Source organism: Serratia bockelmannii, assembly GCF_051803255.1.
In the GTDB taxonomy this organism is placed as follows: Bacteria; Pseudomonadota; Gammaproteobacteria; order Enterobacterales; family Enterobacteriaceae; genus Serratia; species Serratia bockelmannii.
The window spans coordinates 775,878-800,829 of record NZ_CP196512.1; the positions used below are offsets into that span (position 1 = coordinate 775,878).

The window sequence follows — 24,952 nt, forward strand, 5'->3', positions numbered from 1 at the left end:
AAATTCACCCGCCGGGCGGCGGGTGAAGGGGATTAATTCAGAAACGCCGGCTGCTGCGCTTCGTAGCGGGAGATGTCCGCTTCGTGCTGCAGCGTCAGGCCGATGCTGTCCAGCCCGTTGATCATGCAGTGGCGGCGGAAGCTGTCGATTTCGAACGGATAGCTTTTGCCGCCGGCGTTGACCGTCTGGTTCTCCAGATCCACCACGAACTCCGTCCCTTCGTTGGCGTCTACCAGTTTGAACAGTTCATCCACCTGCTGCTCGCTCAGCGTTACCGGCAACAGCTGGTTGTTAAATGAGTTGCCGTAGAAGATATCGGCGAAGCTCGGCGCGATCACCACTTTGACCCCGTAGTCGGTCAGCGCCCAAGGGGCGTGTTCGCGCGAGGAGCCGCAGCCGAAGTTCTCCCGCGCCAACAGGATGCTGGCGCCTTTATAGCGCGGTTTGTTCAGCACGAACGCCGGGTTCGGTTGCTGGCCGGCATCGTCGAGGAAGCGCCAGTCGTTGAACAGATGCTGGCCGAAACCGGTGCGGGTGACCTTCTGTAAGAACTGCTTGGGAATAATGGCGTCGGTGTCGACGTTGGCCGCATCCAAAGGCACCACTAAGCCGGTATGTTGAGTAAATTTAGCCACGTTAGCCCCTTAGTGAATATCACGGATGTCGGCGAAGTGACCGGCGACGGCGGCCGCGGCGGCCATCGCCGGGCTGACCAGGTGGGTGCGCCCACCGCGGCCCTGACGCCCTTCAAAATTACGGTTGCTGGTGGATGCGCAGCGCTCGCCCGGATTCAGACGGTCGTTGTTCATCGCCAGACACATTGAGCAACCCGGCAAACGCCATTCGAAACCGGCTTCGATAAAGATTTTGTCCAACCCTTCGGCTTCCGCCTGGGCCTTCACCGGGCCGGATCCCGGCACCACGATGGCCTGCACGCCGCTGGCGACCTTGCGCCCTTTGGCGATCGCCGCCGCCGCGCGCAGATCTTCGATGCGGGAGTTGGTGCAGGAGCCGATGAACACTTTGTCGATCGGCACGTCGGTCAATTTGATGCCCGGCTTCAAATCCATGTAGGCCAGCGCTTTCTCGGCGGAGGCGCGCTCGACCGGATCGTTGAACGATTCCGGCGCCGGGATCGCCTGATTGACGGCGATCACCTGGCCGGGGTTGGTGCCCCAGGTGACCTGCGGCGCGATCTCTTCGGCGCGCAGCGTCACCACGGTATCGAACTGGGCGTCGGCGTCGGACTTCAACGTGCGCCAGTAAGCGACCGCCTGCTCCCAGTTTTCGCCGGTTGGCGCGAACTGGCGCCCCTTCAGGTAGGCGAAGGTGGTGTCGTCCGGCGCCACTAAGCCGGCTTTGGCGCCCATTTCGATCGCCATGTTGCACAGGGTCATGCGGCCTTCCATGCTCAACGCTTCGATCGCCTTGCCGCAGAACTCCACCACGTGGCCGGTGCCGCCGGCGCTGCCGGTTTTGCCGATCACCGCCAGCACGATGTCTTTGGCGGTGATGCCCTCGGCGGCGTCGCCGGTGACTTCAATCTTCATGGTTTTGGCCCGGCCCTGCTTCAGAGTCTGGGTCGCCAGCACGTGTTCCACTTCGGAGGTGCCGATGCCGAACGCCAGCGAGCCGAAAGCGCCGTGGGTGGCGGTGTGCGAGTCGCCGCAGACGATGGTCATGCCCGGCAGCGTCATGCCTTGCTCAGGCCCGATCACGTGCACGATGCCCTGGAAGGGGTGATTCAGGTCATACAACGAAACGCCGAATTCCGCGCAGTTCTTGATCAACTCCTGCATCTGGATACGTGCCATCTCGCCGCTGGCGTTGATGTCTTTGGTCTGGGTCGACACGTTGTGATCCATGGTGGCGAAGGTTTTGCCGGGCTGGCGTACCTTGCGGCCCATGGCGCGCAGGCCGTCGAACGCCTGCGGCGAGGTGACTTCGTGCACCAGGTGACGGTCGATATACAGCAACGGCGTTTCGTTCGGCGCTTCGTACACCACGTGGGCGTCGTACAGCTTCTGATATAAGGTCTTGGCCATGTTATGCCCCCTGAGCTACAAAGCGAGCGATGATGTCGCCCATTTCATCGGTGCTGACGGCTTTGCCGTCACCGGCCAGATCGGCGGTGCGGTAGCCCTGTTCCAACGCCTGGTTGATGGCGCGCTCCACGGCGTCGGCCGCTTCATCGGCGCCCAGGCTGTAACGCAGCAGCAGGGTGGCGGACAGGATCTGCGCAATTGGGTTGGCGATGCCTTTGCCTGCAATATCCGGCGCGGAACCGCCCGCCGGTTCGTACAGGCCGAAGCCTTGCTCGTTCAGGCTGGCGGATGGCAACATGCCCATCGAGCCGGTGATCATCGCGCATTCGTCGGACAGGATGTCGCCGAACAGGTTGGAGCACAGCAGCACGTCGAATTGGGACGGATCCTTGATCAGCTGCATGGTGGCGTTGTCGATATACATGTGCGACAGCGACACGTCCGGGTAATCCTTGGCAACCTGATTGACCACTTCACGCCACAGGATGGAGCTTTGCAGTACGTTGGCCTTGTCGATCGACGTCACCTTGTGGCGGCGCTTGCGGGCGGATTCGAAGGCGATGCGTGCGATGCGTTCAATCTCGAAACGGTGATACACCTCGGTATCGAAAGCGCGCTCCTGCATGCCCTGGCCTTCGCGGCCCTTCGGTTGGCCGAAGTAGATGCCACCGGTCAGTTCGCGCACGCACAGAATGTCGAAGCCGCGGGCGGCGATGTCGGCGCGCAGCGGGCAGAATGCCTCCAGCCCTTGATACAGGCGGGCCGGGCGCAGGTTGCTGAACAGTTTGAAGTGCTTGCGCAGCGGCAACAGCGCGCCGCGTTCCGGCTGCTCGGCCGGCGGTAGGTGTTCCCATTTCGGGCCGCCCACCGAGCCGAACAGGATGGCGTCGGCCTGCTCGCAGCCGGCGACGGTCGCCGCCGGCAACGGGCTGCCGTGGCGATCGATGGCGATGCCGCCGACGTCGTACTCGGCGGTGGTGATGCGAATATCAAAGCGTTGACGCACCGCGTCCAATACTTTGCGCGCCTGAGCCATTACTTCCGGGCCGATGCCGTCTCCGGGCAAGACGGCAATGTGATAAGTCTTCGTCATGTTCACACCGTTTCCTGATTATTTTGATGTTTGTTTTGCTGCAGGCGCTGCTTTTCTTTTTCTACCTGCTGTGAGCGCCAAATATTGTTCAACACGTGCACCATTGCCTTGGCAGAGGATTCGACGATGTCGGTCGCCAGGCCTACGCCGTGGAAGCGGCGGCCGTTGTAAGAGACGACGATATCCACCTGGCCCAGCGCGTCGCGGCCATGGCCCTTGGCGGTCAACTGGTACTTCACCAGCTCGATCGGGTAATCGGTGATGCGATTGATCGCCTGATAGACCGCATCGACCGGGCCGTTGCCGGTGGCGGCTTCGGCTTTCTCTTCGCCGCCGCAGATCAGTTTCACCGAGGCGGTGGCCATGATGCTGCTGCCGGACTGCACGCTGAAGTAGCCCAGGCTGAAGTGCTCCGGCTCTTCCTGCTGTTTATTGATGAAGGCCAGCGCCTCCAGGTCATAGTCGAACACCTGGCCTTTTTTGTCGGCCAGCTTCAGGAAGGCGGCGTACAGGGTATCCAGGTTGTAGTCCTGCTCCTGGTAGCCCATCTCTTCCATGCGGTGTTTCACCGCCGCGCGGCCGGAGCGGGAGGTCAGGTTCAACTGCACGTCTTTCAGGCCGATCGACTGCGGAGTCATGATTTCGTAGTTTTCGCGGTTCTTCAGCACGCCGTCCTGGTGAATCCCGGAGGAGTGGGCGAAGGCGTTGGAGCCGACGATCGCCTTGTTGGCCGGGATCGGCATGTTGCACAGCTGGCTGACGATCTGGCTGGTGCGGAAGATTTCCTGATGATTGATGTTGGTGTGCACGTTCATGATGTCCTGGCGCACTTTAATCGCCATGATCACCTCTTCCAGCGAACAGTTGCCGGCGCGTTCACCGATGCCGTTCAGGGTGCCTTCCACCTGACGGGCGCCGGCCTGTACCGCAGCGATGGAGTTGCCGACCGCCATGCCCAAATCGTCGTGGCAGTGTACGGAGATGATGGCTTTGTCGATGTTCGGCACGCGGTCATACAAGGTGGTGATGATGCCGCCGAACTGGTTCGGCGTGGTGTAGCCGACGGTGTCCGGAATATTGATGGTGGTGGCGCCGGCGTTGATGGCGGCTTCGACCACGCGGCACAGATTGTCGATCGGCGTGCGGCCGGCGTCTTCACAGGAGAACTCTACGTCGTCGGTGTAGTTGCGGGCGCGTTTGACCGAGCGCACCGCCATCTCCAACACTTCGTCGAACGAGCGCTTCAGCTTCGATTCGATATGCAGGGTGGAGGTGGCCAGGAACACGTGGATGCGGAACGCTTCAGCGACGCGCAGCGCTTCGGCGGCCACGTCGATGTCTTTGTCCACGCAGCGGGCCAGGCCGCAGACGCGACTGTTCTTGATCTGGCGCGCGATGGTTTGCACCGATTCGAAGTCGCCCGGCGAAGAGACCGGGAAGCCGACTTCCATCACGTCAACGCCCATTCTTTCCAGCGCCAGCGCAATCTGAATCTTCTCTTTTACGCTCAGGCTGGCCTGCAATGCCTGTTCGCCGTCACGCAGCGTGGTATCGAAAATAATGACTTGTTGGCTCATCGGTGCATTCCTTATCGTGTTGATTTCACGCTAAGCGGGCAAAAAAAAACCCGCGCAGTAGCGCGGGTTTCTTATGGGTGATCGGCTGAGTCAGCTCCGAACTTCATCCACAGGCATACCGCGCAAACAAGATGCGTTGAGTAGTAGGCCTAGTAGACGGTGGGTACGGATCATAAGGGTTCAGCTTCTCTTAAATTGGGTGTCTGCCTAATTTGATACGTGATTGGCCTGGCGATGTCAACACCTGATTGAATGCGGGGACAATGCACCGGCTAAGTGGCCAAACAGAGGAACATTCGGTAAAAATGCGGTGCTCTAGAGAAAAAGTGGGGCGCAGTTTGCGCGTTGCTTAGCATAAACGAATCGAATAGAGACTGCGCTAATTGCTTCTGGATTTTGTTGGGTTAAGATTTGTGATGAAAATTAAGAGAGATTAATCACGGGAGGCAATAAAATAACATTTTTAATTCAAATGATTGAAATTGGATTCATATGATTAATTGATTGTTTTAGTCATAATATAACAAAATAATGCGATTTTACACAAAGTGAGCGGTGTTTTTAGATGGTTTGATTGCTTATGATGTGTTTTTATAGTTTGTCTCATACAGTGCGGTTACGTTGTTTAATTGTATTAATCATTGTTAATACCTAATTGTTGGTACCACCCAGGTAGCATTCTTCCTGCTGACGGGATAAGTGACTGACATGCATTCCATATACGACTTATATCGTGTCGATAACACGAGGTTTTTTATCGGCTCATGACGGTAATAGCAGGATTTGTCGTGCAAAGATAAGACAATGCGGCGTTTCATTGTTTTTCGAGCATAAGGATTAGATTATCTACACAGGATTTAGTGGAGTGAAATATGGCTGAATATGATTCAGAAATCGCCATGGTCAAAGAGCCGGCGGACATTCATTTGCGCAGCGTCGATCTTAATTTGCTGACGGTGTTTGACGCCGTGATGCAAATGCAAAATATTACGCGAGCCGCTAATTCTTTGGGGATGTCGCAGCCGGCGGTGAGTAACGCGGTGGCGCGCCTGAAGGTGATGTTCAACGATGAACTGTTCGTGCGCTGCGGGCGCGGGATCCAGCCCACCATGCGCGCCAGGCAGTTATTCGGGCCGGTGCGGCAAGCGCTGCAGCTGGTGCAAAATGAGTTGCCGGGATCTGAGTTTGAGCCGCTGACCAGCACGCGAGCGTTCTCCTTGTCGCTGTGCAGCCCGCTCGATTTACGTCTGGGCGCCGGAATAATCAATCACGTCAAACAGATCGCGCCGCAGCTTAACCTGCAAATAAAGTCATACATTAACAATAATATCGAACATCAATTGCGTTATCAGGACGTCGAGTTTGTCATCGGCTACAGCCGTTTCGAATCGGCAGAGTTTCGCAGTTTGGCGATGTTTGACGACGAATTGGTGCTGGCGGTCGCGCAGGCGCACCTGCGAATAGGGGAGGAGGTGACGCCGGAGAAAATGTTGGCCGAACAGCACGCGGCAGTTTCTCTGGAAAGTTTTGGTTCTTTCAGTAAACCTTTTTATTTAGAGGAACCGATGCTGCGCACCGTGACACAACAGTGCACGGATCTCTACAGCGTGTTGAATATGGTGTCGCAAACGGACATGGTGGCGATTGCGCCCGCCTGGCTGGTGCGGCAACAGACGGAAGCGTTGAAAATAAAGTCGGTTCCTTTATGTGGCAACGATAATAAAGCCACTTGCTATCTCTCCTGGCATGAATCCTCCGAGCGGGATAAAGGCCACCAGTGGATGAAATCCGTTCTGATTGAGGCCGGTAACCCAAAGTAACGCGATAAAAAATGGGGTCATACAAAAATAATATTCAACTGATCGTTTTTTTCTCATGATAAAAGCTAAGAACTATCTGGGTTTTTATTAAGATGTTTCTTGGTTTTGCGGCGATAAAATAACTTATTTTCAGGGTGGGTTGGTTCGTTTACCAAAAATAATTAATATAAATTAATATTCTGATTTTTACTTTTCGGCTGGTATTTTAAACTAATTCGATGCGGCGGCCCGGATGGGCCGCGTTTTATTGCCGCCACCCAACCTTTTCTTTCCCGTTCTGTCCAACCCATGAAAGCGCGAAAGCCGGCCTGAGTTTTGGCTCACACTTCTACGCTGAAATCACTTTTCCCTCTGCCTGAGAGTAGGTAGACTGCGCGGAAAAAAGTAAACACGTGTAAGCTGAGATGAGGGCCGCAAGGCGTCGTTCAGGCTTAACTGTATGATTCATTTCAGGCTTAGAGCACTATGATCACTAATCTGCTGCAATACCATTTGATCCATCGTATACAGCATCAAATCACCCATCGAGCCAATCGCACAGCTTTTCGCCAATGGTCGCCCAACGGCGAGTTTCAACTGACCTGGGGAGAGGCTGCCACCCGCATCGATCGCATTGCCGCCGGGCTGTTGGCCCTTGGGGCCGAAGTGCAAGAGCGCATCGGTATATTCGCCAATAACGGCATAGCCTGGTCGTTGGCCGATCTCGCTATCCTGCATCTGCGCGGCGTCAGCGTGCCGCTGTATTCCACCAATACGCCGGCGCAGGCGGCGTTCGTCACCAACGACGCCGACATCCGTATACTGTTCGTCGGGGAGCAGGCGCAGCTTGACGCCGCCATCGCGCTGCGCGGCGTTTGCCCACAGCTGCGCCATATTATCGTGTTTGACGAGGATGCCGATCTGCGCGGCTGCGAGATCGCACAGCATCTGAGCGCCTTCGAGCGTGCCGCCGATCCGGCGGCTTTTATCGTTCAACGTCGGCAGCGCATTGAAGAGTGCGACCTTCAGGATCTCTTCACCCTGATCTATACCTCGGGCACCACCGGTGAGCCTAAGGGGGTGATGCTGGACTACCGCAATCTGGCGGCGCAGCTCTACCTGCATGATGAAAGGCTGACGGTCGGCGAAGAAGATGTGTCGCTCAGTTTCCTGCCGCTGTCGCACGTGTTCGAGCGTGCCTGGAGCTTCTTTGTGATGCATTCCGGCGCGCAGAACGTCTTCCTGCCGAACACCGACTGGGTGCGGGAAGCGATGGGGCAGGTCCGCCCGACGCTGATGTGCGCGGTACCGCGTTTCTACGAGAAGATTTTCAGCGCGGTGCATGAAAAAGTGGCGCGCGCCCCTTGGCTGCGCCGCGCGCTGTTCCACTGGGCGATCGTCTGCGGGGAGCGCAAGTTCCTGCAGGAGCGGGCCGGCAAACCGTTGGGCAAACTGTTCGAACTCTCCCATCGCTGGGCCGACAAGCTGGTATTGAGCAAGCTGCGCGGTATCCTCGGCGGCCGGGTGCGCTTTCTACCGGCGGCGGGTGCCAAGCTGGATGACAATGTGATCCTGTTCTTCCAGGCGATGGGCGTCAACATCAAGTACGGCTACGGCATGACCGAAACCTGTGCGACCGTGTCCTGCTGGGAAGAAGGGCATTTCCGTTTCGGCTCCATCGGCAAACCGCTGCCGGAGGTCGAGGTGCGCATCGGTGAAGAAAATGAAATCCAGGTGCGAGGGCCGATCGTGATGCGCGGCTATTTCAACAAGCCATTGGAAACCGCCGCGACCTTTACCGCAGACGGCTGGCTGAAAACCGGCGATGCCGGGGCGATCGATGAAGAGGGCAATCTGTTCATCACTGAGCGCCTGAAGGATTTGATGAAAACCTCCGGCGGCAAATACATCGCGCCGCAGATGCTGGAAGGTACGCTGGCGCAGGACCGTTTTATCGAACAGGTGGCGATCATCGCCGATGCGCGCAAGTTCGTTTCCGCGCTGATCGTGCCGTGCTTTGAGTCGCTGGAAGAGTACGCGAAGTCAGTCAACCTGAAGTACCAAGATCGTCTGGAACTGCTGCGCAACGGCGAGATCCTCGAGATGTTCGAAAAGCGTCTGCGCGAGATGCAAAAGGAGCTGGCGCGCTTCGAACAGGTGAAGAAGTTCACTCTGCTGCCGGCGGCCTTTTCCATGGAGCTGGGAGAGCTGACGCCAACGCTGAAGCTGCGCCGCAAAGTGATCCTGCAGCGCTATCAGCGTGAAATCGACTCAATGTACCAGGAACGGGCTTGACGCCGCCGCCGGATCGCGCGTCCGGCGAAAAAAACGGCATATACCTCGCCTGATTTAGTTCTGTAATTTTCCCTCTGTTCGAAACAATGCCTAGCCTGACGCCTCTGGGGCTAGCGCATTGTTTTTATAAAGCCGCGATCTCCAGCCGCTTGGCAATAACCCCGCCGCTGTTAAGCCATTTTGCCGTTTGCCTGCCCCATCTTCTGACGTTATGTTAATTCGATAGCGACAACCCATAAAAATTTAGGGGCATTGCCCCGCAGCAGGCGCTACGTTCCGGCGCCAGAGAAGAATAAGCAAGCCTGGAGGCAAACCCATGGAGATGTTGTCAGGAGCCGAGATGGTCGTCCGATCGTTGATCGATCAGGGCGTTAAGCATGTATTCGGCTACCCCGGCGGGGCAGTGCTCGATATCTACGACGCCCTGCATACGGTCGGAGGGATCGATCATATTCTGGTGCGCCACGAGCAGGGGGCGGTGCACATGGCCGACGGCTACGCGCGCGCCACCGGTGAAGTGGGCGTGGTGCTGGTGACCTCCGGCCCCGGCGCCACCAATGCCATTACCGGTATTGCCACCGCCTATATGGATTCGATCCCGATGGTGGTGCTGTCGGGACAGGTGCCCAGCTCGCTGATCGGCTACGACGCCTTCCAGGAGTGCGATATGGTGGGGATTTCGCGTCCGGTGGTGAAGCACAGCTTCCTGGTAAAACGCACCGAAGACATCCCGGCGGTGTTGAAGAAGGCCTTTTACCTGGCCTCCAGCGGCCGCCCCGGCCCGGTAGTGATCGATCTGCCGAAAGATATTGTCGGTCCGGCGGTGCGGATGCCTTATGCCTACCCGCAGGACGTGAGCATGCGTTCTTATAACCCGACGGTGCAGGGCCACCGCGGGCAGATCAAACGCGCGTTACAAACCATTCTGGCGGCCAAAAAGCCGGTGATGTACGTCGGCGGTGGCGCGATCAACGCCGGTTGTGAAGCTGAATTACTGTCGTTGGCGGAGCAGCTGAACCTGCCGGTAACCAGCAGCCTGATGGGATTGGGCGCTTTCCCCGGCACCCATCGTCAGAGCGTCGGTATGCTCGGCATGCACGGAACCTATGAAGCCAACAAAACCATGCACCATGCCGACGTGATCTTCGCCGTAGGCGTGCGCTTCGACGATCGCACCACCAACAATCTGGCTAAATACTGCCCGGACGCCACCGTGCTGCACATTGATATCGATCCGACTTCGATCTCCAAAACGGTGGACGCCGATATTCCGATCGTCGGCGATGCCAAGCAGGTGTTGGTTCAAATGCTGGAGCTGCTGGCGCAGGATGAGAAAGCGCAGGATCACGATGCGCTGCGCGACTGGTGGCAGTCTATCGAGCAGTGGCGTGCCCGCGACTGCCTGGGTTACGACAAGCACAGCGGCACCATCAAGCCGCAGGCGGTGATCGAAACCCTGCACCGCCTGACCAAAGGCGACGCCTACGTCACCTCGGACGTGGGCCAGCACCAGATGTTCGCCGCGCTCTATTATCCGTTCGACAAACCGCGCCGCTGGATCAACTCCGGCGGCCTCGGCACCATGGGCTTCGGCCTGCCGGCGGCATTGGGCGTCAAGCTGGCGCTGCCGGAAGAAACCGTGGTGTGCGTGACCGGCGACGGCAGCATTCAGATGAATATTCAGGAGCTGTCCACTGCGCTGCAATATAACCTGCCGGTGGTGGTGGTGAACCTCAATAACCGTTATCTGGGCATGGTGAAGCAGTGGCAGGACATGATTTATTCCGGCCGCCATTCGCAGTCTTACATGGATTCGCTGCCGGACTTCGTCAAGCTGGCCGAGGCTTACGGCCATGTCGGCATCGCCATCCGCACGCCGGATGAGCTGGAAAGCAAGCTGGCGCAGGCGCTGGCGGAAAAAGAGCGGCTGGTGTTCGTCGACGTGACCGTCGATGAAACCGAACATGTTTACCCGATGCAGATCCGCGGCGGAAGCATGGACGAAATGTGGCTTAGCAAAACGGAGAGGACCTGATCATGCGCCGTATTTTATCTGTCTTGCTGGAAAACGAATCCGGCGCCTTGTCGCGCGTGGTCGGGCTGTTCTCCCAGCGCGGTTATAACATTGAAAGCCTGACGGTGGCGCCGACCGACGATCCGACGCTGTCGCGCATGACTATCCAGACCGTCGGCGACGAGAAAGTGCTGGAGCAGATTGAGAAACAGCTGCACAAGCTGGTGGACGTGCTGCGCGTCAGCGAGCTGGTGCAAGGCGCTCACGTCGAGCGCGAGATCATGCTGGTGAAGCTGCAGGCCAGCGGTTATGGCCGTGAAGAAGTGAAGCGCTGCGCCGACATTTTCCGCGGCCAGATCGTCGATGTGACGGCGACGCTGTACACGGTACAGCTGGCCGGCACCAGCGACAAGCTCGACGCCTTCCTGAGCGCGGTGCGTGAAGTGGCGGAGATTGTGGAAGTGGCGCGTTCCGGCGTGGTCGGCGTGTCGCGCGGCGACAAAATCATGCGCTGAGCGCGGTTTAGTGGCGAATAATCGGGGCGCGGCATGGCTGCGCCCTTTGTTTTTCGGCATTTTTTTGCCCGATTGCTGGCACCTTTCGGCAAAAGCGGTTGCTAGGTAGTGTTTTCTGCTGTTAGATCGCAGAGGCTGGATTGAATAACCGCACGGGATGTCATGGTTAATCCGAGCACAGCCTTCACTTCTATTTTCAGCGTCATTAAGGGGTTAATGTGAAACTGGATGAAATCGCGCGTCTCGCGGGCGTTTCGCGCACGACGGCCAGTTATGTCATCAACGGCAAGGCGAAGCAGTATCGTGTCAGCGATAAAACCGTCGAGAAAGTGATGGCCGTGGTCAGGGAGCATAACTACCACCCGAATGCCGTCGCGGCAGGGCTGCGCGCTGGGCGCACCCGTTCTATCGGTCTGGTGATCCCGGATCTGGAAAATACCAGCTATACCCGCATCGCCAACTACCTGGAACGCCAGGCGCGCCAGCGTGGTTATCAATTGCTGATCGCCTGTTCCGAAGATCAGCCGGACAACGAAATGCGCTGTATCGAGCACTTGCTGCAGCGTCAGGTGGACGCCATCATCGTTTCCACCGCCTTGCCGCCGGAGCACCCCTTCTATCAACGCTGGGCCAACGACCCGCTGCCGATCATCGCACTGGACCGCGCGTTGGATCGCGAGCATTTCATCAGCGTCGTCGGGGCCGACGAGGAAGATGCCTTTGCGCTGGCGCAGGAGCTGCGCACCTTCCCGGCGGAGTCGGTACTGTACCTGGGCGCCTTGCCGGAGCTTTCGGTCAGCTTCCTGCGTGAGCAGGGCTTCCGTCAGGCCTGGCAAGAGGATCCTCGCCATGTCGATTATCTGTACGCCAACAGCTATGAGCGTGAGGCCGCCGGCGCGCTGTTTGCCGAATGGCTGAAAACGCACCCGATGCCGCAGGCGCTGTTCACCACGTCGTTCTCTTTATTGCAGGGCGTGATGGACGTGACGCTGAAGCAACGCGGCCGTTTGCCGACCGATCTGGCGATTGCCACCTTCGGCGACCATGAGCTGTTGGATTTTCTGGAGTGCCCGGTGCTCGCGGTAGCGCAGCGCCATCGCGACGTGGCCGAACGCGTGCTGGAGCTGGTGTTGGCCAGCCTGGACGAACCGCGTAAACCCAAACCGGGACTGACGCGGATCCGCCGTAATCTGTTCCGCCGCGGTAGCCTGAGCCGCAAATAGGCCGCTCTACAGGAGCCCGCGTTGTCGGGCTCCTGGTTTAGACGTAACCCGCGACCCGAAACAGCCGTCGGCAATATTCCAGGAAATAGCCATACACCACGCCCATCGCCATGGAGACCAGCGCATTGCTGGTCACCGCCGCCAGCATTTGTTGGCCGTCGGCGCCCACGCTCCACAGAATGGCGGCATAAACCGGCGACTGGAAACTGACGTAAGCCAGCAGATCGGCGAGGTTGCGCAGTAGGAATTGGCCGCGCGGGCAGCGGCGTGCCGTGCGGATAAACAGATCGCGATAGCGGCCATAAGGCCAGGCGATCAGGATGTTGACCGGGATCGACAGCAGGCGCGAAGAGAGGGATTGCTGGAAGCTCATGCCGGAGATCAACACTTCTATCGCCATGCCGGCGATAAAGCAGTACACCACCAGTGCGAACGTATCGGCAGCGGCGCTACGCCAGTGAGGGGCGGGCGAAAGCATGCACTCTCTCCTTTTTTTTGGTTAATGTTCTGTTAAATTATTTATTTGCAGTTGTTAGTTCTGGTTTTTTGCGCTTCATATAGTGTACTAATCTGTATTGTGTTTTTTAACTGGATTTAAATTTTTATTTTTAACATTTGTTCGGTTTTTGTCCCGCAGAACAGGGGCACTGGATGGGACAGGGAGATTAAAATCGGTGAATTTAAATAAATTCATTAAAAACATGCAGTTGCGATTTTTGGTGTTTGAAGAGGTTTTTTTCCGGCAAAAATTGTGGAAATAAAGGTGTAAGAAAATGAAACCATAATTGTAAACAGGTATTTTGGGAATAATCTTACCAAATTGATTTAAATCGAAATTACTTCTGCTCGTAATATCCGAGCCATTTATTTTTATCGTGCTCTCATCATGGCGGGACAAATTGAAGTAAAATAGCGCGCAGTTTCACGGTGAATAACGATTGAGCGTTATTAACTCAAGGGGTTATGGCCTTATTCTTCGGTCGATTCGCCAGGCGCTGAGCCTTGGCGGGCGCGGGGCGGCAGCGGTTACAGCCCTGAGATTGCCGAGCTGAAAAATGAGACATGGCTTGCAGAAGGAAGTAATGAGTTAATTAATCGCCAGTTCGTCAGGTTTTTAATCAGATTCTTTCCGCTTAGAAAATTCTCTCCGTTTATCATGGTGTTAATTTTTAATCGTCGAATAATCAGAGTTTCTTTCGCGAGTCAGCTCCCAAAATGACCAGAGAAATATTGCCAAAGCGCTGGCGCTCTGGCTTGACAAGGTTTTCATACCCTCCGTAAACTCCATTGTGTGGGAATTTGTGGGGTAAAGTGGTGAAAACGGTCACTAAGGGGTAGCTCAGGAATGTTCCGTGGAGCGACGATGGTCAACCTCGACAGCAAAGGGCGGCTCGCCGTACCTACCCGATATCGGGAATTGCTCAACGAGGAATCGCAAGGCCAAATGGTCTGTACCATTGACCTCCATCAGCCCTGCCTGCTGCTTTATCCTTTGCCCGAATGGGAAATTATTGAACAAAAATTATCACGTCTGTCGAGCATGAATCCCGCCGAGCGCCGCGTTCAGCGCCTGCTGTTGGGGCATGCCAGTGAGTGTCAGATGGATAGTGCCGGTCGTTTGCTGCTTGCCAATACGCTGCGGCAACACGCCGGGCTCACAAAAGAAGTGATGCTGGTCGGTCAGTTCAACAAGTTTGAACTGTGGGATGAACAGACCTGGTATCAACAAGTCAAGGATGATATTGACGCTGAACAGTCGACTCAGGAACCGTTGTCTGAGCGGCTACAGGACTTGTCGCTATAAGCATGTTGGAAAACTATAAACACACCACCGTCCTGCTGGACGAAGCCGTCAACGGCCTCAACATCCGCAGCAACGGCATATATATCGACGGTACTTTTGGTCGCGGTGGCCATTCTCGTCTGATTCTGTCCCAGCTGGGGCCGGAAGGGCGCTTGCTGGCAATTGACCGTGACCCTCAGGCGATTGCAGCCGCCAAATCTATTGAAGATCCCCGTTTTACCATCGTACACGGCCCATTTTCCGAGTTGTCGCACTATGTGCGGGAGCGCGAACTGGTCGGCAAGATCGACGGCGTTCTGCTCGATCTGGGCGTTTCCTCGCCGCAGCTTGACGACGCAGAGCGCGGGTTCTCCTTTATGCGCGACGGTCCGCTGGACATGCGCATGGATCCGTCCACCGGCCTGTCCGCCGCGGATTGGCTGATGAAGGCCGAGGCGGACGATATCGCCTGGGTGCTGAAAACCTTTGGCGAAGAGCGTTTCGCCAAGCGCATCGCACGCGCCATCGTCGAAAGAAACCGCGTGGAGCCGATGACGCGCACCAAAGAGTTGGCGGATCTGATTGCCGATGCCAGCCCGTTCCGTGAAAAGCACAAGCATCCGGCGACGCGCAGCTTCCAGGCGATCCGCATCTATATCAACAGCGAGCTGGAAGAGATCGAGCGTGCGCTCGACGGCGCGCTGGAAGTGCTGGCCCCACAGGGCCGTTTGTCGATCATAAGTTTCCATTCGCTGGAAGACCGCATCGTCAAACGCTTTATGCGTCACCACAGCCGCGGCGCTCAGGTGCCGGCGGGCATTCCGTTGACCGAAGAGCAACTGCGCAGCATGGGCGGACGAACGCTGAAAGCGCTGGGCAAAATGATGCCGTCGGAAGCGGAAGTGGCGGACAACCCGCGTGCGCGCAGCTCGGTGCTGCGTATTGCTGAGAGGATGCCCGCGTGATCGGCAACGAACGTCACGGCCTGGTCGGGGTGATTGGCGGCGATCTGCTGCGCAACGCCAAGATCCCCATGATTTTACTGATTGCGTCACTGGTCTCCGCGGTTTTCGTGGTGACCACCGCGCACCGCACCCGCCTGCTGACCGCCGAGCGCGAACAGCTGGTTCTGGAGCGTGATGCGCTGGATATCGAGTGGCGCAACCTGATTTTAGAAGAGAACGCCCTCGGCGATCACAGCCGGGTTGAACGTATCGCGACAGAAAAACTGCAGATGCAACATGTTGATCCATCGCAGGAAAATATCATCGTTAAACAATGAATGGTTTAACCGGAATAATGACACGGAGTAGAAAGGAAACGCATGAAAGCAGCGCGCCCCGGTAAGTTGAGACGCCAGGAAGATCAGGCCAGCTTTGTCAGCTGGCGTTTTGCGTTGCTGTGCGGCTGCATTTTGCTGGCGATGGTTGGCCTGATGCTGCGCGTCGCGTACCTGCAGGTCATCAACCCCGATCGTCTGGTGAAAGAAGGCGACATGCGTTCGCTGCGCGTGCAGGAAGTGCCGACCGCGCGGGGCATGATCAGCGATCGCGCCGGCCGTCCGTTGGCGGTCAGCGTGCCGGTCAATGCGGTGTGGGCGGATCCGAAAGAGCTGAACGAGCGCGGCGGCATCACGCTGGACAGCCGTTGGAAAGCGCTTTCCGATGCGCTCAACATCCCGCTGGACCAGCTTTCCAACCGCATCAACGCCAACCCGAAAGGGCGCTTCGTTTATCTGGCGCGCCAGGTGAACCCGGCGATTGGCGACTACATCCACAAACTCAAGCTGCCGGGGATCTACCTGCGGCAGGAGTCGCGCCGGTACTACCCGGCGGGGCAGGTGACGTCGCACATCATCGGTGTGACCAACATCGACGGGCAAGGCATCGAAGGCGTCGAGAAGAGCTTCGACCGCTGGCTGACCGGGCAACCGGGCGAGAGAACGGTGCGTAAGGACCGCTTCGGCCGGGTGATCGAAGATATCTCCTCCGTCGACAGCCAGGCTGCGCACAACCTGGTGCTGAGCGTCGATGAGCGCCTGCAGGCGCTGGTGTATCGCGAGCTGAACAACGCGGTGGCGTTCAACAAGGCCGAATCGGGCACTGCGGTGCTGATCGACGTGAACACCGGCGAAGTGCTGGCGATGGCCAACAGCCCGTCTTACAACCCGAACAACATGGCCGGTACGCCGAAAGAGACCATGCGTAACCGTGCTATCACCGATATTTTTGAACCCGGTTCAACCGTGAAGCCGATGGTGGTGATGACCGCGCTGCAAAACGGCGTGGTGAGAGAAAACAGCGTGCTGAACACCATCCCGTATCGCATTCAGGGCCACGAGATCAAAGACGTGGCGCGGTACTCGGAGCTGTCATTGACCGGGATCTTGCAGAAGTCGAGTAACGTCGGTGTTTCAAAGCTGGCGTTAGCGATGCCGTCCTCAGCGTTAGTAGATACTTACTCTCGTTTTGGGCTGGGAAAAGCGACCAATTTGGGGCTGGTCGGAGAAAGCAGTGGCATATACCCAAAAAAACAACGGTGGTCTGACATAGAGAGGGCCACCTTCTCTTTCGGCTACGGGCTGATGGTAACTCCGTTACAGTTGGCGCGAGTCTATGCAACGATCGGCAGTCTGGGCGTGTATCGCCCATTGTCGATCACCAAGGTTGACCCTCCGGTCGCCGGCGAACGCGTTTTCCCTGAACCTCTGGTGCGCACCGTGGTGCACATGATGGAAAGCGTGGCCTTGCCGGGCGGCGGCGGCGTGAAAGCCGCCATCAAGGGATACCGTATCGCCATCAAAACCGGTACCGCGAAAAAAGTGGGCCCGGACGGCAAATACGTCAACCGATACATCGCTTATACCGCCGGCGTCGCGCCGGCAAGTAACCCCCGTTTTGCCCTGGTGGTCGTCATCAACGACCCGCAGGGTGGGAAATACTATGGTGGCGCAATCTCCGCGCCGGTGTTCGGCGCCATCATGGGCGGCGTATTGCGCACCATGAACGTCGAGCCTGACGCGTTGCCCACCGGTGACAAAAGCGAATTAGTGATTAACAAGAAAGAGGGTTCAGGTGGCAGATCGTAATTTGCGCGACTTACTCGCCCCGTGGGTGCCGACGGCGCCCGGGCGCGCGCTGCGGGAAATGACATTAGACAGCCGTGTGGCGGCTGCCGGGGATCTGTTTGTCGCCGTGGTTGGCCATCAAACGGATGGACGCCGCTATATTCCGCAGGCCATTGCGCAGGGCGTCGCCGCCGTGATCGCCGAAGCTGACGGTCAGGCCGAAGACGGCGCCATCGTTGAGATGCACGGCGTGCCGGTGATCTACCTGAGCCAACTGAACCAGCGCCTTTCCGCGCTGGCCGGGCGTTTTTACCACCAGCCGGGCGAGCGTCTGCGTCTGGTCGGCGTGACCGGCACCAACGGCAAAACCACCACTACGCAGCTGTTGGCGCAGTGGAGCCAACTGCTGGGCGAAACCAGCGCGGTGATGGGCACCGTCGGCAACGGCCTGCTGGGCCAGGTGTGTCCGACCGAGAATACCACCGGTTCTGCGGTGGATGTTCAACACGTATTAAACGAGTTGGCGGAACAGGGCGCGACCTTCGCCGCGATGGAAGTTTCTTCCCACGGTCTGGTGCAACACCGGGTGGCGGCGCTGCCGTTCGCCGCGGCGGTCTTCACCAACCTGAGCCGCGATCACCTGGATTACCACGGTGACATGGCCAATTACGAGGCGGCCAAATGGTCGCTGTTCGCCGCCCACAGCGTGGGGCAGGCGATCATCAACGCCGACGATGAAGTCGGTCAGCGCTGGCTCGGCAAGCTGCCGGATGCGGTGGCGGTGACGATGCAGGGCAACCTGCAGCCGGGCGGCCACGGCCGCTGGCTGAAAACCACGGCGGTCGATTATCACGACAACGGCGCCACCGTTCGTTTCAGCTCCAGCTGGGGCGACGGCGAGATCGAAAGCCGCCTGATGGGCGCTTTCAACGTCAGCAACCTGCTGTTGGCCTTGGCCACGCTGCTGTCGCTGGGCTATCCGCTGGAGGCGCTGGTGGAAACCGGCAGCCGTCTGCAGCCGGTCTGCGGCCGCATGGAAGTGTTTAACGCGCCGGGCAAACCGACGGTGGTGGTGGATTACGCCCACACGCCGGATGCGCTGGAGAAAGCGCTGGAAGCCGCGCGCTTGCACTGCCAGGGGCAGCTGTGGTGCGTCTTCGGCTGCGGCGGCGATCGCGACAAGGGCAAGCGTCCGCTGATGGGCGGTATTGCCGAGCAGTTCGCCGATCGCGTGGTGATCACCGATGACAACCCGCGTACCGAAGAGCCGCGCGCAATTATCAACGACATCCTGACCGGATTGCTGGACGCCGGGCAGGCGCTGGTGATCCACGGCCGCGCCGAAGCGGTAACCAGCGCCATCATGCAAGCGCAGGCGCAGGATGTGGTGTTGGTGGCGGGCAAGGGCCATGAAGATTATCAGCTGGTGGGCAACCGCCGCCTGGATTACTCCGACCGCACGACGGTCGCCCGACTGCTGGGGGTGCTGGCATGATCCCTGTCTCTCTTCAGACACTGGCTGAGGTATTGAGCGCTGAACCGATCGGCGCCGATTGCCAAATTGTCGAGGTGACGACAGACACCCGCAAGGTGACCGCCGGTTGCCTGTTTGTGGCGCTGAAAGGTGAGCGTTTCGACGCTCACGACTTCGCGGCGGATGCCGTAGCCGCAGGCGCCGGGGCATTGCTGGTCAGTAAGCGCTTATTGGTGGACGTGCCGCAGCTGGTGGTGGAAGACACCCGTTTGGCGCTGGGGCAGCTTGGCGCCTGGGTGCGTCAGCAGGTGCCGGCGCGCGTGGTGGCGCTGACCGGCTCCTCGGGCAAGACATCGGTGAAAGAAATGACCGCCGCCATTCTGCGTGAATGCGGCGAAGTGCTGTATACCGCCGGTAACTTCAATAACGACATCGGCGTGCCGCTGACGCTGTTGCGTCTGGAGCCGCAGCATGATTTTGCCGTGATAGAGCTGGGCGCTAACCACATTGGCGAAATCGCTTACACCACCGCATTGACGCGTCCGCAGACCGCTTTGGTGAATAACCTGGCGGCGGCGCACCTGGAAGGCTTCGGCTCGCTGGCCGGCGTCGCTCAGGCGAAAGGTGAAATCTTTACCGGCCTGCCGGCCGACGGCGTGGCGATCATCAACGCCGATAACAACGATTGGCCGCACTGGCAGAGCATGCTGGTCGGCAAAACCGTCTGGCGCTTCTCGCCGCAGGCCGCCGAAGGTGTGGACTTCTTCGCGGACAACGTGCGGGTGAATGGCGCAGGTACGCAGTTCACGCTGCACAGCCCGTTCGGCACCGCCGAGATCGCACTGCCGCTGCCGGGGCGCCACAACGTGGCCAACGCGCTGGCGGCCACGGCGCTGGCGATGTCGGTGGGCGCGACGCTCGAAGCGGTGCGTCAGGGGTTGAAACAATTGCAGGCGGTGCCGGGGCGCTTGTTCCCGGTGGCGCTGGCCGAAGGCAAGCTGCTGCTGGACGACAGCTATAACGCCAACGTCGGGTCGATGACCGCGGCGGCGCAGGTGCTGGCGGAAATGCCGGGCTACCGCGTGATGGTGGTCGGCGATATGGCCGAGCTGGGCGCAGAAGCGGAAGAGTGCCACCGTCAGGTGGGTGAAGCCGCCCGCCTGGCCGGGGTCGATAAAGTGATCAGCGTCGGCGGGTTGAGCCGCGTGCTGAGCGAAGCCTCCGGCAACGGCGAACATTATCAGGACAAGACAGCAGTGATCGCGCGCGTGGCGGAATTACTGTCGGAACATGCGGTCATCACCGTGTTAATCAAAGGTTCACGTAGTGCCGCAATGGAGCAGGTAGTACGCGCGTTACAGGAGAAAGCACCATGTTAGTTTGGCTGGCCGAACATTTGGTCAAGTATTACTCAGGCTTCAACGTCTTTTCTTATCTGACGTTCCGAGCCATTGTCAGCCTGCTGACCGCGCTGTTCCTGTCACTGTGGATGGGCCCGCGGGTGATCAAGCGCCTGCAAGAAATGTCCTTCGGTCAGGTGGTGCGCAACGACGGCCCCGAGTCGCACTTCAGCAAGCGCGGCACGCCGACCATGGGCGGCATCATGATCCTGACCTCCATCACCATTTCGGTGCTGATGTGGGCCTACCCGTCCAACCCATATGTCTGGTGCGTGCTGTTTGTGCTGGTGGGTTACGGCATCGTCGGCTTCGTTGACGACTACCGCAAGGTGGTGCGTAAGGACACCAAAGGGCTGATCGCCCGCTGGAAGTATTTCTGGCAATCGGTGATTGCGCTGATTGTCGCATTCGCCATGTACGCCGTAGGAAAAGACACGCCAGCCACCGAGCTGGTTGTGCCGTTCTTTAAGGACGTGATGCCGCAGCTGGGCCTGCTGTACATCCTGCTGGCCTATTTCGTCATCGTCGGCACCAGCAACGCGGTTAACCTGACCGACGGCCTGGACGGCCTGGCGATCATGCCGACGGTATTCGTGGCGGCCGGCTTCGCGCTGGTGGCCTGGGCGACCGGTAATATGAACTTCGCCAACTACCTGCACATTCCGTATCTGCGTCATGCCGGTGAGTTGGTGATCGTCTGCACCGCCATCGTCGGCGCCGGCCTCGGGTTCCTGTGGTTCAATACCTACCCGGCTCAGGTGTTTATGGGCGACGTCGGTTCGCTGGCGCTGGGCGGCGCGCTGGGCACCATCGCGGTGCTGCTGCGCCAGGAGTTCTTGCTGGTGATCATGGGCGGCGTGTTCGTGGTAGAGACGCTGTCGGTGATCCTGCAGGTGGGATCGTTCAAGCTGCGCGGACAACGCATTTTCCGCATGGCGCCGATTCACCACCACTATGAATTGAAAGGCTGGCCGGAACCGCGCGTGATCGTGCGCTTCTGGATCATTTCGCTGATGCTGGTGCTGATTGGCCTGGCAACGCTGAAGGTGCGTTAATCATGGCAGACTATCAGGGTAGAAAAGTCGTCATCATCGGGTTGGGCCTCACCGGCCTGTCCTGTGTCGATTTCTTCATGGCGCGCGGCGTGACGCCGCGCGTGATGGATACCCGTATCGCGCCGCCAGGGTTGGACAAACTGCCTGAAAGCGTGGAGCGCCATCTGGGCGATCTGAATCAAGACTGGCTGCTGGCGGCGGATCTGATCGTCGCCAGCCCGGGCGTCGCGCTGGCGACCCCGGCATTGAGCGCCGCGGCTGACGCCGGCGTCGAAATCGTCGGCGACGTCGAACTGTTCTGCCGCGAGGCGCAGGCGCCGATCGTGGCGATTACCGGCTCCAACGGCAAGAGCACCGTCACCACCCTGGTGGGCGAGATGGCGAAAGCCGCCGGTTGGGCGGTGGGCGTGGGCGGCAATATCGGCCTGCCGGCGCTGAGCCTGTTGCGTCAGGAATGTCAGCTTTACGTGCTGGAGCTGTCCAGCTTCCAGCTGGAAACGACGTATAGCCTGCGGGCGGCGGCGGCGACCATCCTGAACGTGACCGAAGATCATATGGATCGTTATCCGTTCGGCCTGCAGCAGTATCGCGGCGCCAAGCTGCGCGTCTATGAAAACGCCGCGGTGTGCGTGGTGAACGCGGACGACGCGCTGACCATGCCGGTGCGCGGCGCCGACGAACGCTGTGTCAGCTTCGGCGCGGACGTAGGCGACTATCACTTGAACCGCCAGCAGGGGGAAACCTGGCTGCGGGTGCGCGGTGAGAAGGTGCTGAATACGCGCGAAATGAAGCTGACCGGCCGCCACAATTACACCAACGCCCTGGCGGCGCTGGCGTTGGCGGATGCGGTCAATATCCCGCGTGCGTCCAGCCTGAAGGCGCTGACCACCTTCACCGGCCTGGCGCACCGCTTCCAGCTAGCCTGGGAGCACAACGGCGTGCGTTGGATCAACGATTCCAAAGCCACCAACGTCGGCAGCACCGAAGCGGCGCTGAACGGCCTGCAGGTGGACGGCACGCTGCATCTGCTGCTGGGCGGCGACGGCAAGTCCGCCGATTTCTCGCCGCTGGCGCGCTATCTGCAGGGCGACAACGTGCGTCTGTATTGTTTTGGCCGTGACGGCGCTCAGCTGGCACAGCTGCGGCCGGAAGTGGCGACGTTGACCGAGACCATGGAGCAGGCGATGCGCACCATCGCCGGCCGCGTACAGCCCGGCGATATGGTGCTGTTGTCGCCGGCCTGCGCCAGCCTCGATCAGTTCCGTAATTTTGAAGTGCGCGGCGATGAGTTCGCCCGCCTGGCGCAGGAGCTTGGCGGATGAAACTACGCTTGCCGAACTTCGGGCTGACAGAACGGCTGAAAGACTGGGTGACCGGCGCGCGCGACAACGACGCGGTCAACATGGTGCTGTACGATCGCACCCTGCTGTGGTTGACCTTCGGCTTGGCGATCATCGGCTTCGTGATGGTGACCTCGGCCTCGATGCCGATCGGCCAACGCCTGGCGGACGATCCGTTCCTGTTCGCCAAACGTGACGCGCTGTACCTCGGCCTGGCGTTCGGCCTGTCGCTGGTGACGCTGCGCATCCCGATGGAAATTTGGCAGCGCTACAGCAACGTGATGCTGCTGATGTCGATCGTGATGCTGCTGATCGTCCTGGTGGTGGGGAGCTCGGTAAACGGGGCCTCGCGTTGGATCGCACTCGGCCCGCTGCGTATTCAGCCCGCGGAGCTGTCCAAGCTGTCGCTGTTCTGCTACCTGGCGAGCTATCTGGTGCGCAAGGTGGAAGAGGTGCGCAGCAACTTCTGGGGCTTCTGCAAGCCGATGGGCGTGATGGTGGTGCTGGCGGTGCTGCTGCTGGCGCAGCCGGACCTCGGTACCGTGGTGGTGCTGTTCATCACCACGCTGGCAATGCTGTTCCTGGCCGGTGCGAAAATGTGGCAGTTCCTGGCGATCATCGGCTCCGGCGTGTTCGCCGTGGTGCTGCTGATCATCGCGGAACCGTACCGTATGCGCCGCGTGACGTCGTTCTGGAACCCGTGGGCCGACCCGTTCGGCAGCGGCTACCAGCTGACCCAGTCGCTGATGGCGTTCGGCCGCGGCGAGTTCTGGGGGCAGGGGCTCGGCAACTCGGTGCAGAAACTGGAGTATTTGCCAGAGGCACACACCGACTTCATCTTCTCCATTTTGGGGGAAGAACTGGGCTATATCGGTGTGGTTTTAGCCCTGTTAATGGTATTCTTCGTCGCTTTTCGCGCGATGTCCATCGGGCGCCGCGCGCTGGAGATCGACCAACGCTTCTCCGGCTTCCTGGCCTGCGCGATCGGCGTGTGGTTCAGCTTCCAGGCGCTGGTTAACGTCGGCGCCGCCGCGGGCATGCTGCCGACCAAAGGTCTGACGCTGCCGCTGATCAGTTACGGCGGTTCGAGCTTGCTGATTATGTCGACGGCGATCGTGCTGTTGCTGCGAATTGATTATGAAACGCGCCTGACCAAGGCTCAGGCGTTTGTGAAGAGGTAAGGGATGAGCGGGAAACCTAAGCGTTTAATGGTGATGGCAGGCGGTACCGGCGGGCACGTGTTCCCGGGGCTGGCGGTCGCGCATCATCTGATGGCGCAGGGCTGGCAGGTGCGCTGGCTCGGAACCGCAGACCGAATGGAAGCCGATCTGGTGCCGAAGCACGGGATCGAGATCGATTTTATCCGCATCTCCGGCCTGCGCGGCAAGGGCCTGAAGGCTCAATTGACCGCACCGCTGCGGATCTGGCAGGCGGTGCGTCAGGCAAAAGCCATTATGCGCAGCTATCAGCCGGATGTGGTGCTGGGAATGGGCGGTTACGTCTCCGGTCCCGGCGGCCTGGCAGCCTGGCAGTGCGGCATCCCGGTGGTGCTGCACGAGCAGAACGGCATCGCCGGTTTGACCAACCGCTGGCTGGCGCGCATCGCCGCCAAAGTGATGCAGGCCTTCCCCGGCGCGTTCCCGAACGCCGAGGTGGTGGGCAACCCGGTGCGTACCGACGTGTTGGCGCTGCCACTGCCGGCAGAGCGGTTGCAAGGGCGCGAAGGCCCGATCCGCGTGCTGGTGATTGGCGGAAGTCAGGGCGCCCGCGTGCTGAATCAGACAGTTCCTGAAGTCGCGGCGCGTTTGGGCGATAGAATTACGCTCTGGCATCAGGTTGGCAAGGGCGCGCTGGAAACGGTGCTGCGCGACTACGAAAGGGTAGGGCAGACGCAGCACAAAGTGACCGAGTTCATCGACGACATGGCCGCCGCCTATGCCTGGGCCGACGTGGTGGTCTGCCGCTCCGGCGCGTTGACCGTCAGTGAAATCGCGGCGGCAGGGCTGCCGGCGATCTTCGTGCCGTTTATGCACAAGGATCGTCAGCAGTACTGGAACGCGCGTCCGCTGGAAGAAGCCGGCGCGGCGAAGATTATCGAACAGCCGCAGTTTAACGCCGATGTGGTGGCCGAACTGCTGGCGAGTTGGGATCGCAAGACGCTGCTGGCCATGGCCGAGAAAGCGCGTGCGGTCGCCATTCCGGATGCCACCGAGCGCGTGGCGGCGGAGCTGGTGCGGCTCGCCAAGTAACGAGTGCAGGGGTTCGGCGCGCC

The 24,952-nt window shown here is 59.2% G+C and carries 20 protein-coding genes; 15 read left to right on the forward strand and 5 right to left on the reverse strand.

Features of this window, described 5'->3' with window-relative positions:
* Positions 1 to 32: 32 nt before the first annotated feature.
* Genes leuD through leuA form a run of 4 tightly spaced genes read right to left on the reverse strand, consistent with a single transcriptional unit; the run spans position 33 to position 4,715 of the window.
* Complete coding sequence (gene leuD, locus ACSJLU_RS03615) at positions 33 to 635, reverse strand: 3-isopropylmalate dehydratase small subunit (RefSeq protein WP_342096414.1); 603 nt, start codon at positions 633 to 635, stop codon at positions 33 to 35.
* Positions 636 to 644: 9 nt separating this feature from the next.
* Positions 645 to 2,045 (reverse strand): 3-isopropylmalate dehydratase large subunit, encoded by a 1,401-nt coding sequence (gene leuC / locus ACSJLU_RS03620; protein WP_025301558.1) that lies wholly within the window; start codon positions 2,043 to 2,045, stop codon positions 645 to 647.
* A 1-nt stretch (position 2,046) separates the two neighbouring features.
* Entirely contained in the window at positions 2,047 to 3,138 is a 1,092-nt protein-coding gene (gene leuB / locus ACSJLU_RS03625; RefSeq protein ID WP_025159635.1) for a 3-isopropylmalate dehydrogenase, read from the reverse strand.
* 2 nt (positions 3,139 to 3,140) lie between these two features.
* Positions 3,141 to 4,715 carry a 2-isopropylmalate synthase gene (gene leuA, locus ACSJLU_RS03630; RefSeq protein WP_004932820.1) on the reverse strand — a complete coding sequence of 525 codons (1,575 nt, stop codon included), beginning with the start codon at positions 4,713 to 4,715 and terminating at the stop codon, positions 3,141 to 3,143.
* An 872-nt stretch (positions 4,716 to 5,587) separates the two neighbouring features.
* On the opposite strand from leuA, the gene leuO reads away from it, so the two are divergent.
* The 5 genes from leuO (at position 5,588) to cra (ending at position 12,561) form a co-directional block, all read left to right on the forward strand.
* Positions 5,588 to 6,535: a transcriptional regulator LeuO gene (gene leuO, locus ACSJLU_RS03635; RefSeq protein WP_043135943.1), complete on the forward strand. Its 948-nt coding sequence runs from the start codon at positions 5,588 to 5,590 to the stop codon at positions 6,533 to 6,535.
* Positions 6,536 to 7,000: 465 nt separating this feature from the next.
* The gene (locus ACSJLU_RS03640; protein ID WP_342096415.1) at positions 7,001 to 8,809 is read left to right on the forward strand and encodes an AMP-dependent synthetase/ligase; all 1,809 of its coding nucleotides are present in this window, start codon (positions 7,001 to 7,003) and stop codon (positions 8,807 to 8,809) included.
* 316 nt (positions 8,810 to 9,125) lie between these two features.
* Positions 9,126 to 10,844 carry an acetolactate synthase 3 large subunit gene (ilvI, locus tag ACSJLU_RS03645; RefSeq protein WP_043135936.1) on the forward strand — a complete coding sequence of 573 codons (1,719 nt, stop codon included), beginning with the start codon at positions 9,126 to 9,128 and terminating at the stop codon, positions 10,842 to 10,844.
* A gap of 2 nt (positions 10,845 to 10,846) precedes the next feature.
* A complete protein-coding gene (ilvN, locus tag ACSJLU_RS03650) occupies positions 10,847 to 11,338 on the forward strand; it encodes an acetolactate synthase small subunit (protein WP_004932806.1) in 492 nt (163 codons plus the stop codon).
* Positions 11,339 to 11,556: 218 nt separating this feature from the next.
* On the forward strand, positions 11,557 to 12,561 hold the full coding sequence (cra, locus tag ACSJLU_RS03655) for a catabolite repressor/activator (protein ID WP_025301563.1): 1,005 nt from the start codon (positions 11,557 to 11,559) through the stop codon (positions 12,559 to 12,561).
* Between the two features lie 37 nt (positions 12,562 to 12,598).
* Here cra and ACSJLU_RS03660 read toward each other — a convergent pair whose 3' ends face one another.
* A complete protein-coding gene (locus ACSJLU_RS03660) occupies positions 12,599 to 13,039 on the reverse strand; it encodes an L-alanine exporter AlaE (protein ID WP_025301564.1) in 441 nt (146 codons plus the stop codon).
* Positions 13,040 to 13,906: 867 nt separating this feature from the next.
* On the opposite strand from ACSJLU_RS03660, the gene mraZ reads away from it, so the two are divergent.
* The 10 genes from mraZ to murG are packed head-to-tail and all read left to right on the forward strand — an operon-like array spanning position 13,907 to position 24,929.
* Positions 13,907 to 14,365 carry a division/cell wall cluster transcriptional repressor MraZ gene (gene mraZ, locus ACSJLU_RS03665; RefSeq protein WP_025159638.1) on the forward strand — a complete coding sequence of 153 codons (459 nt, stop codon included), beginning with the start codon at positions 13,907 to 13,909 and terminating at the stop codon, positions 14,363 to 14,365.
* A 2-nt stretch (positions 14,366 to 14,367) separates the two neighbouring features.
* The gene (gene rsmH / locus ACSJLU_RS03670; RefSeq protein ID WP_025301565.1) at positions 14,368 to 15,309 is read left to right on the forward strand and encodes a 16S rRNA (cytosine(1402)-N(4))-methyltransferase RsmH; all 942 of its coding nucleotides are present in this window, start codon (positions 14,368 to 14,370) and stop codon (positions 15,307 to 15,309) included.
* Positions 15,306 to 15,626 carry a cell division protein FtsL gene (gene ftsL / locus ACSJLU_RS03675; protein ID WP_025301566.1) on the forward strand — a complete coding sequence of 107 codons (321 nt, stop codon included), beginning with the start codon at positions 15,306 to 15,308 and terminating at the stop codon, positions 15,624 to 15,626. The genes rsmH and ftsL overlap by 4 nt, the downstream gene beginning before the upstream one ends.
* Positions 15,627 to 15,668: 42 nt before the next feature.
* Positions 15,669 to 17,432, forward strand: coding sequence for a peptidoglycan glycosyltransferase FtsI (locus tag ACSJLU_RS03680; protein ID WP_004932790.1), 1,764 nt, complete (start codon positions 15,669 to 15,671; stop codon positions 17,430 to 17,432).
* Complete coding sequence (gene murE / locus ACSJLU_RS03685) at positions 17,419 to 18,906, forward strand: UDP-N-acetylmuramoyl-L-alanyl-D-glutamate--2,6-diaminopimelate ligase (RefSeq protein ID WP_049204795.1); 1,488 nt, start codon at positions 17,419 to 17,421, stop codon at positions 18,904 to 18,906. The genes ACSJLU_RS03680 and murE overlap by 14 nt, the downstream gene beginning before the upstream one ends.
* A complete protein-coding gene (murF, locus tag ACSJLU_RS03690) occupies positions 18,903 to 20,264 on the forward strand; it encodes a UDP-N-acetylmuramoyl-tripeptide--D-alanyl-D-alanine ligase (RefSeq protein ID WP_025301568.1) in 1,362 nt (453 codons plus the stop codon). The genes murE and murF overlap by 4 nt, the downstream gene beginning before the upstream one ends.
* Complete coding sequence (mraY, locus tag ACSJLU_RS03695) at positions 20,258 to 21,340, forward strand: phospho-N-acetylmuramoyl-pentapeptide-transferase (protein ID WP_004932782.1); 1,083 nt, start codon at positions 20,258 to 20,260, stop codon at positions 21,338 to 21,340. The genes murF and mraY overlap by 7 nt, the downstream gene beginning before the upstream one ends.
* A 2-nt stretch (positions 21,341 to 21,342) precedes the next feature.
* Positions 21,343 to 22,662, forward strand: coding sequence for a UDP-N-acetylmuramoyl-L-alanine--D-glutamate ligase (gene murD / locus ACSJLU_RS03700; RefSeq protein WP_025301569.1), 1,320 nt, complete (start codon positions 21,343 to 21,345; stop codon positions 22,660 to 22,662).
* The gene (gene ftsW, locus ACSJLU_RS03705) at positions 22,659 to 23,861 is read left to right on the forward strand and encodes a cell division protein FtsW (protein WP_025301570.1); all 1,203 of its coding nucleotides are present in this window, start codon (positions 22,659 to 22,661) and stop codon (positions 23,859 to 23,861) included. The genes murD and ftsW overlap by 4 nt, the downstream gene beginning before the upstream one ends.
* Before the next feature lie 3 nt (positions 23,862 to 23,864).
* A complete protein-coding gene (gene murG, locus ACSJLU_RS03710; protein WP_004932773.1) occupies positions 23,865 to 24,929 on the forward strand; it encodes an undecaprenyldiphospho-muramoylpentapeptide beta-N-acetylglucosaminyltransferase in 1,065 nt (354 codons plus the stop codon).
* The last annotated feature ends 23 nt before the right edge of the window (positions 24,930 to 24,952 follow it).

What these genes read in the sequence shown, in the direction of transcription:
- leuC (WP_025301558.1), bottom strand. Translation starts at nt 2,045, where the DNA reads ATGGCCAAGACCTTATATCAGAAGCTGTACGACGCCCACGTGGTGTAC.
- leuB (WP_025159635.1), bottom strand. Translation starts at nt 3,138, where the DNA reads ATGACGAAGACTTATCACATTGCCGTCTTGCCCGGAGACGGCATCGGC.
- leuA (WP_004932820.1), bottom strand. Translation starts at nt 4,715, where the DNA reads ATGAGCCAACAAGTCATTATTTTCGATACCACGCTGCGTGACGGCGAA.
- leuO (WP_043135943.1), top strand. Translation starts at nt 5,588, where the DNA reads ATGGCTGAATATGATTCAGAAATCGCCATGGTCAAAGAGCCGGCGGAC.
- ACSJLU_RS03640 (WP_342096415.1), top strand. Translation starts at nt 7,001, where the DNA reads ATGATCACTAATCTGCTGCAATACCATTTGATCCATCGTATACAGCAT.
- ilvI (WP_043135936.1), top strand. Translation starts at nt 9,126, where the DNA reads ATGGAGATGTTGTCAGGAGCCGAGATGGTCGTCCGATCGTTGATCGAT.
- ilvN (WP_004932806.1), top strand. Translation starts at nt 10,847, where the DNA reads ATGCGCCGTATTTTATCTGTCTTGCTGGAAAACGAATCCGGCGCCTTG.
- ACSJLU_RS03660 (WP_025301564.1), bottom strand. Translation starts at nt 13,039, where the DNA reads ATGCTTTCGCCCGCCCCTCACTGGCGTAGCGCCGCTGCCGATACGTTC.
- mraZ (WP_025159638.1), top strand. Translation starts at nt 13,907, where the DNA reads ATGTTCCGTGGAGCGACGATGGTCAACCTCGACAGCAAAGGGCGGCTC.
- rsmH (WP_025301565.1), top strand. Translation starts at nt 14,368, where the DNA reads ATGTTGGAAAACTATAAACACACCACCGTCCTGCTGGACGAAGCCGTC.
- ACSJLU_RS03680 (WP_004932790.1), top strand. Translation starts at nt 15,669, where the DNA reads ATGAAAGCAGCGCGCCCCGGTAAGTTGAGACGCCAGGAAGATCAGGCC.
- murF (WP_025301568.1), top strand. Translation starts at nt 18,903, where the DNA reads ATGATCCCTGTCTCTCTTCAGACACTGGCTGAGGTATTGAGCGCTGAA.
- mraY (WP_004932782.1), top strand. Translation starts at nt 20,258, where the DNA reads ATGTTAGTTTGGCTGGCCGAACATTTGGTCAAGTATTACTCAGGCTTC.
- murD (WP_025301569.1), top strand. Translation starts at nt 21,343, where the DNA reads ATGGCAGACTATCAGGGTAGAAAAGTCGTCATCATCGGGTTGGGCCTC.
- ftsW (WP_025301570.1), top strand. Translation starts at nt 22,659, where the DNA reads ATGAAACTACGCTTGCCGAACTTCGGGCTGACAGAACGGCTGAAAGAC.
- murG (WP_004932773.1), top strand. Translation starts at nt 23,865, where the DNA reads ATGAGCGGGAAACCTAAGCGTTTAATGGTGATGGCAGGCGGTACCGGC.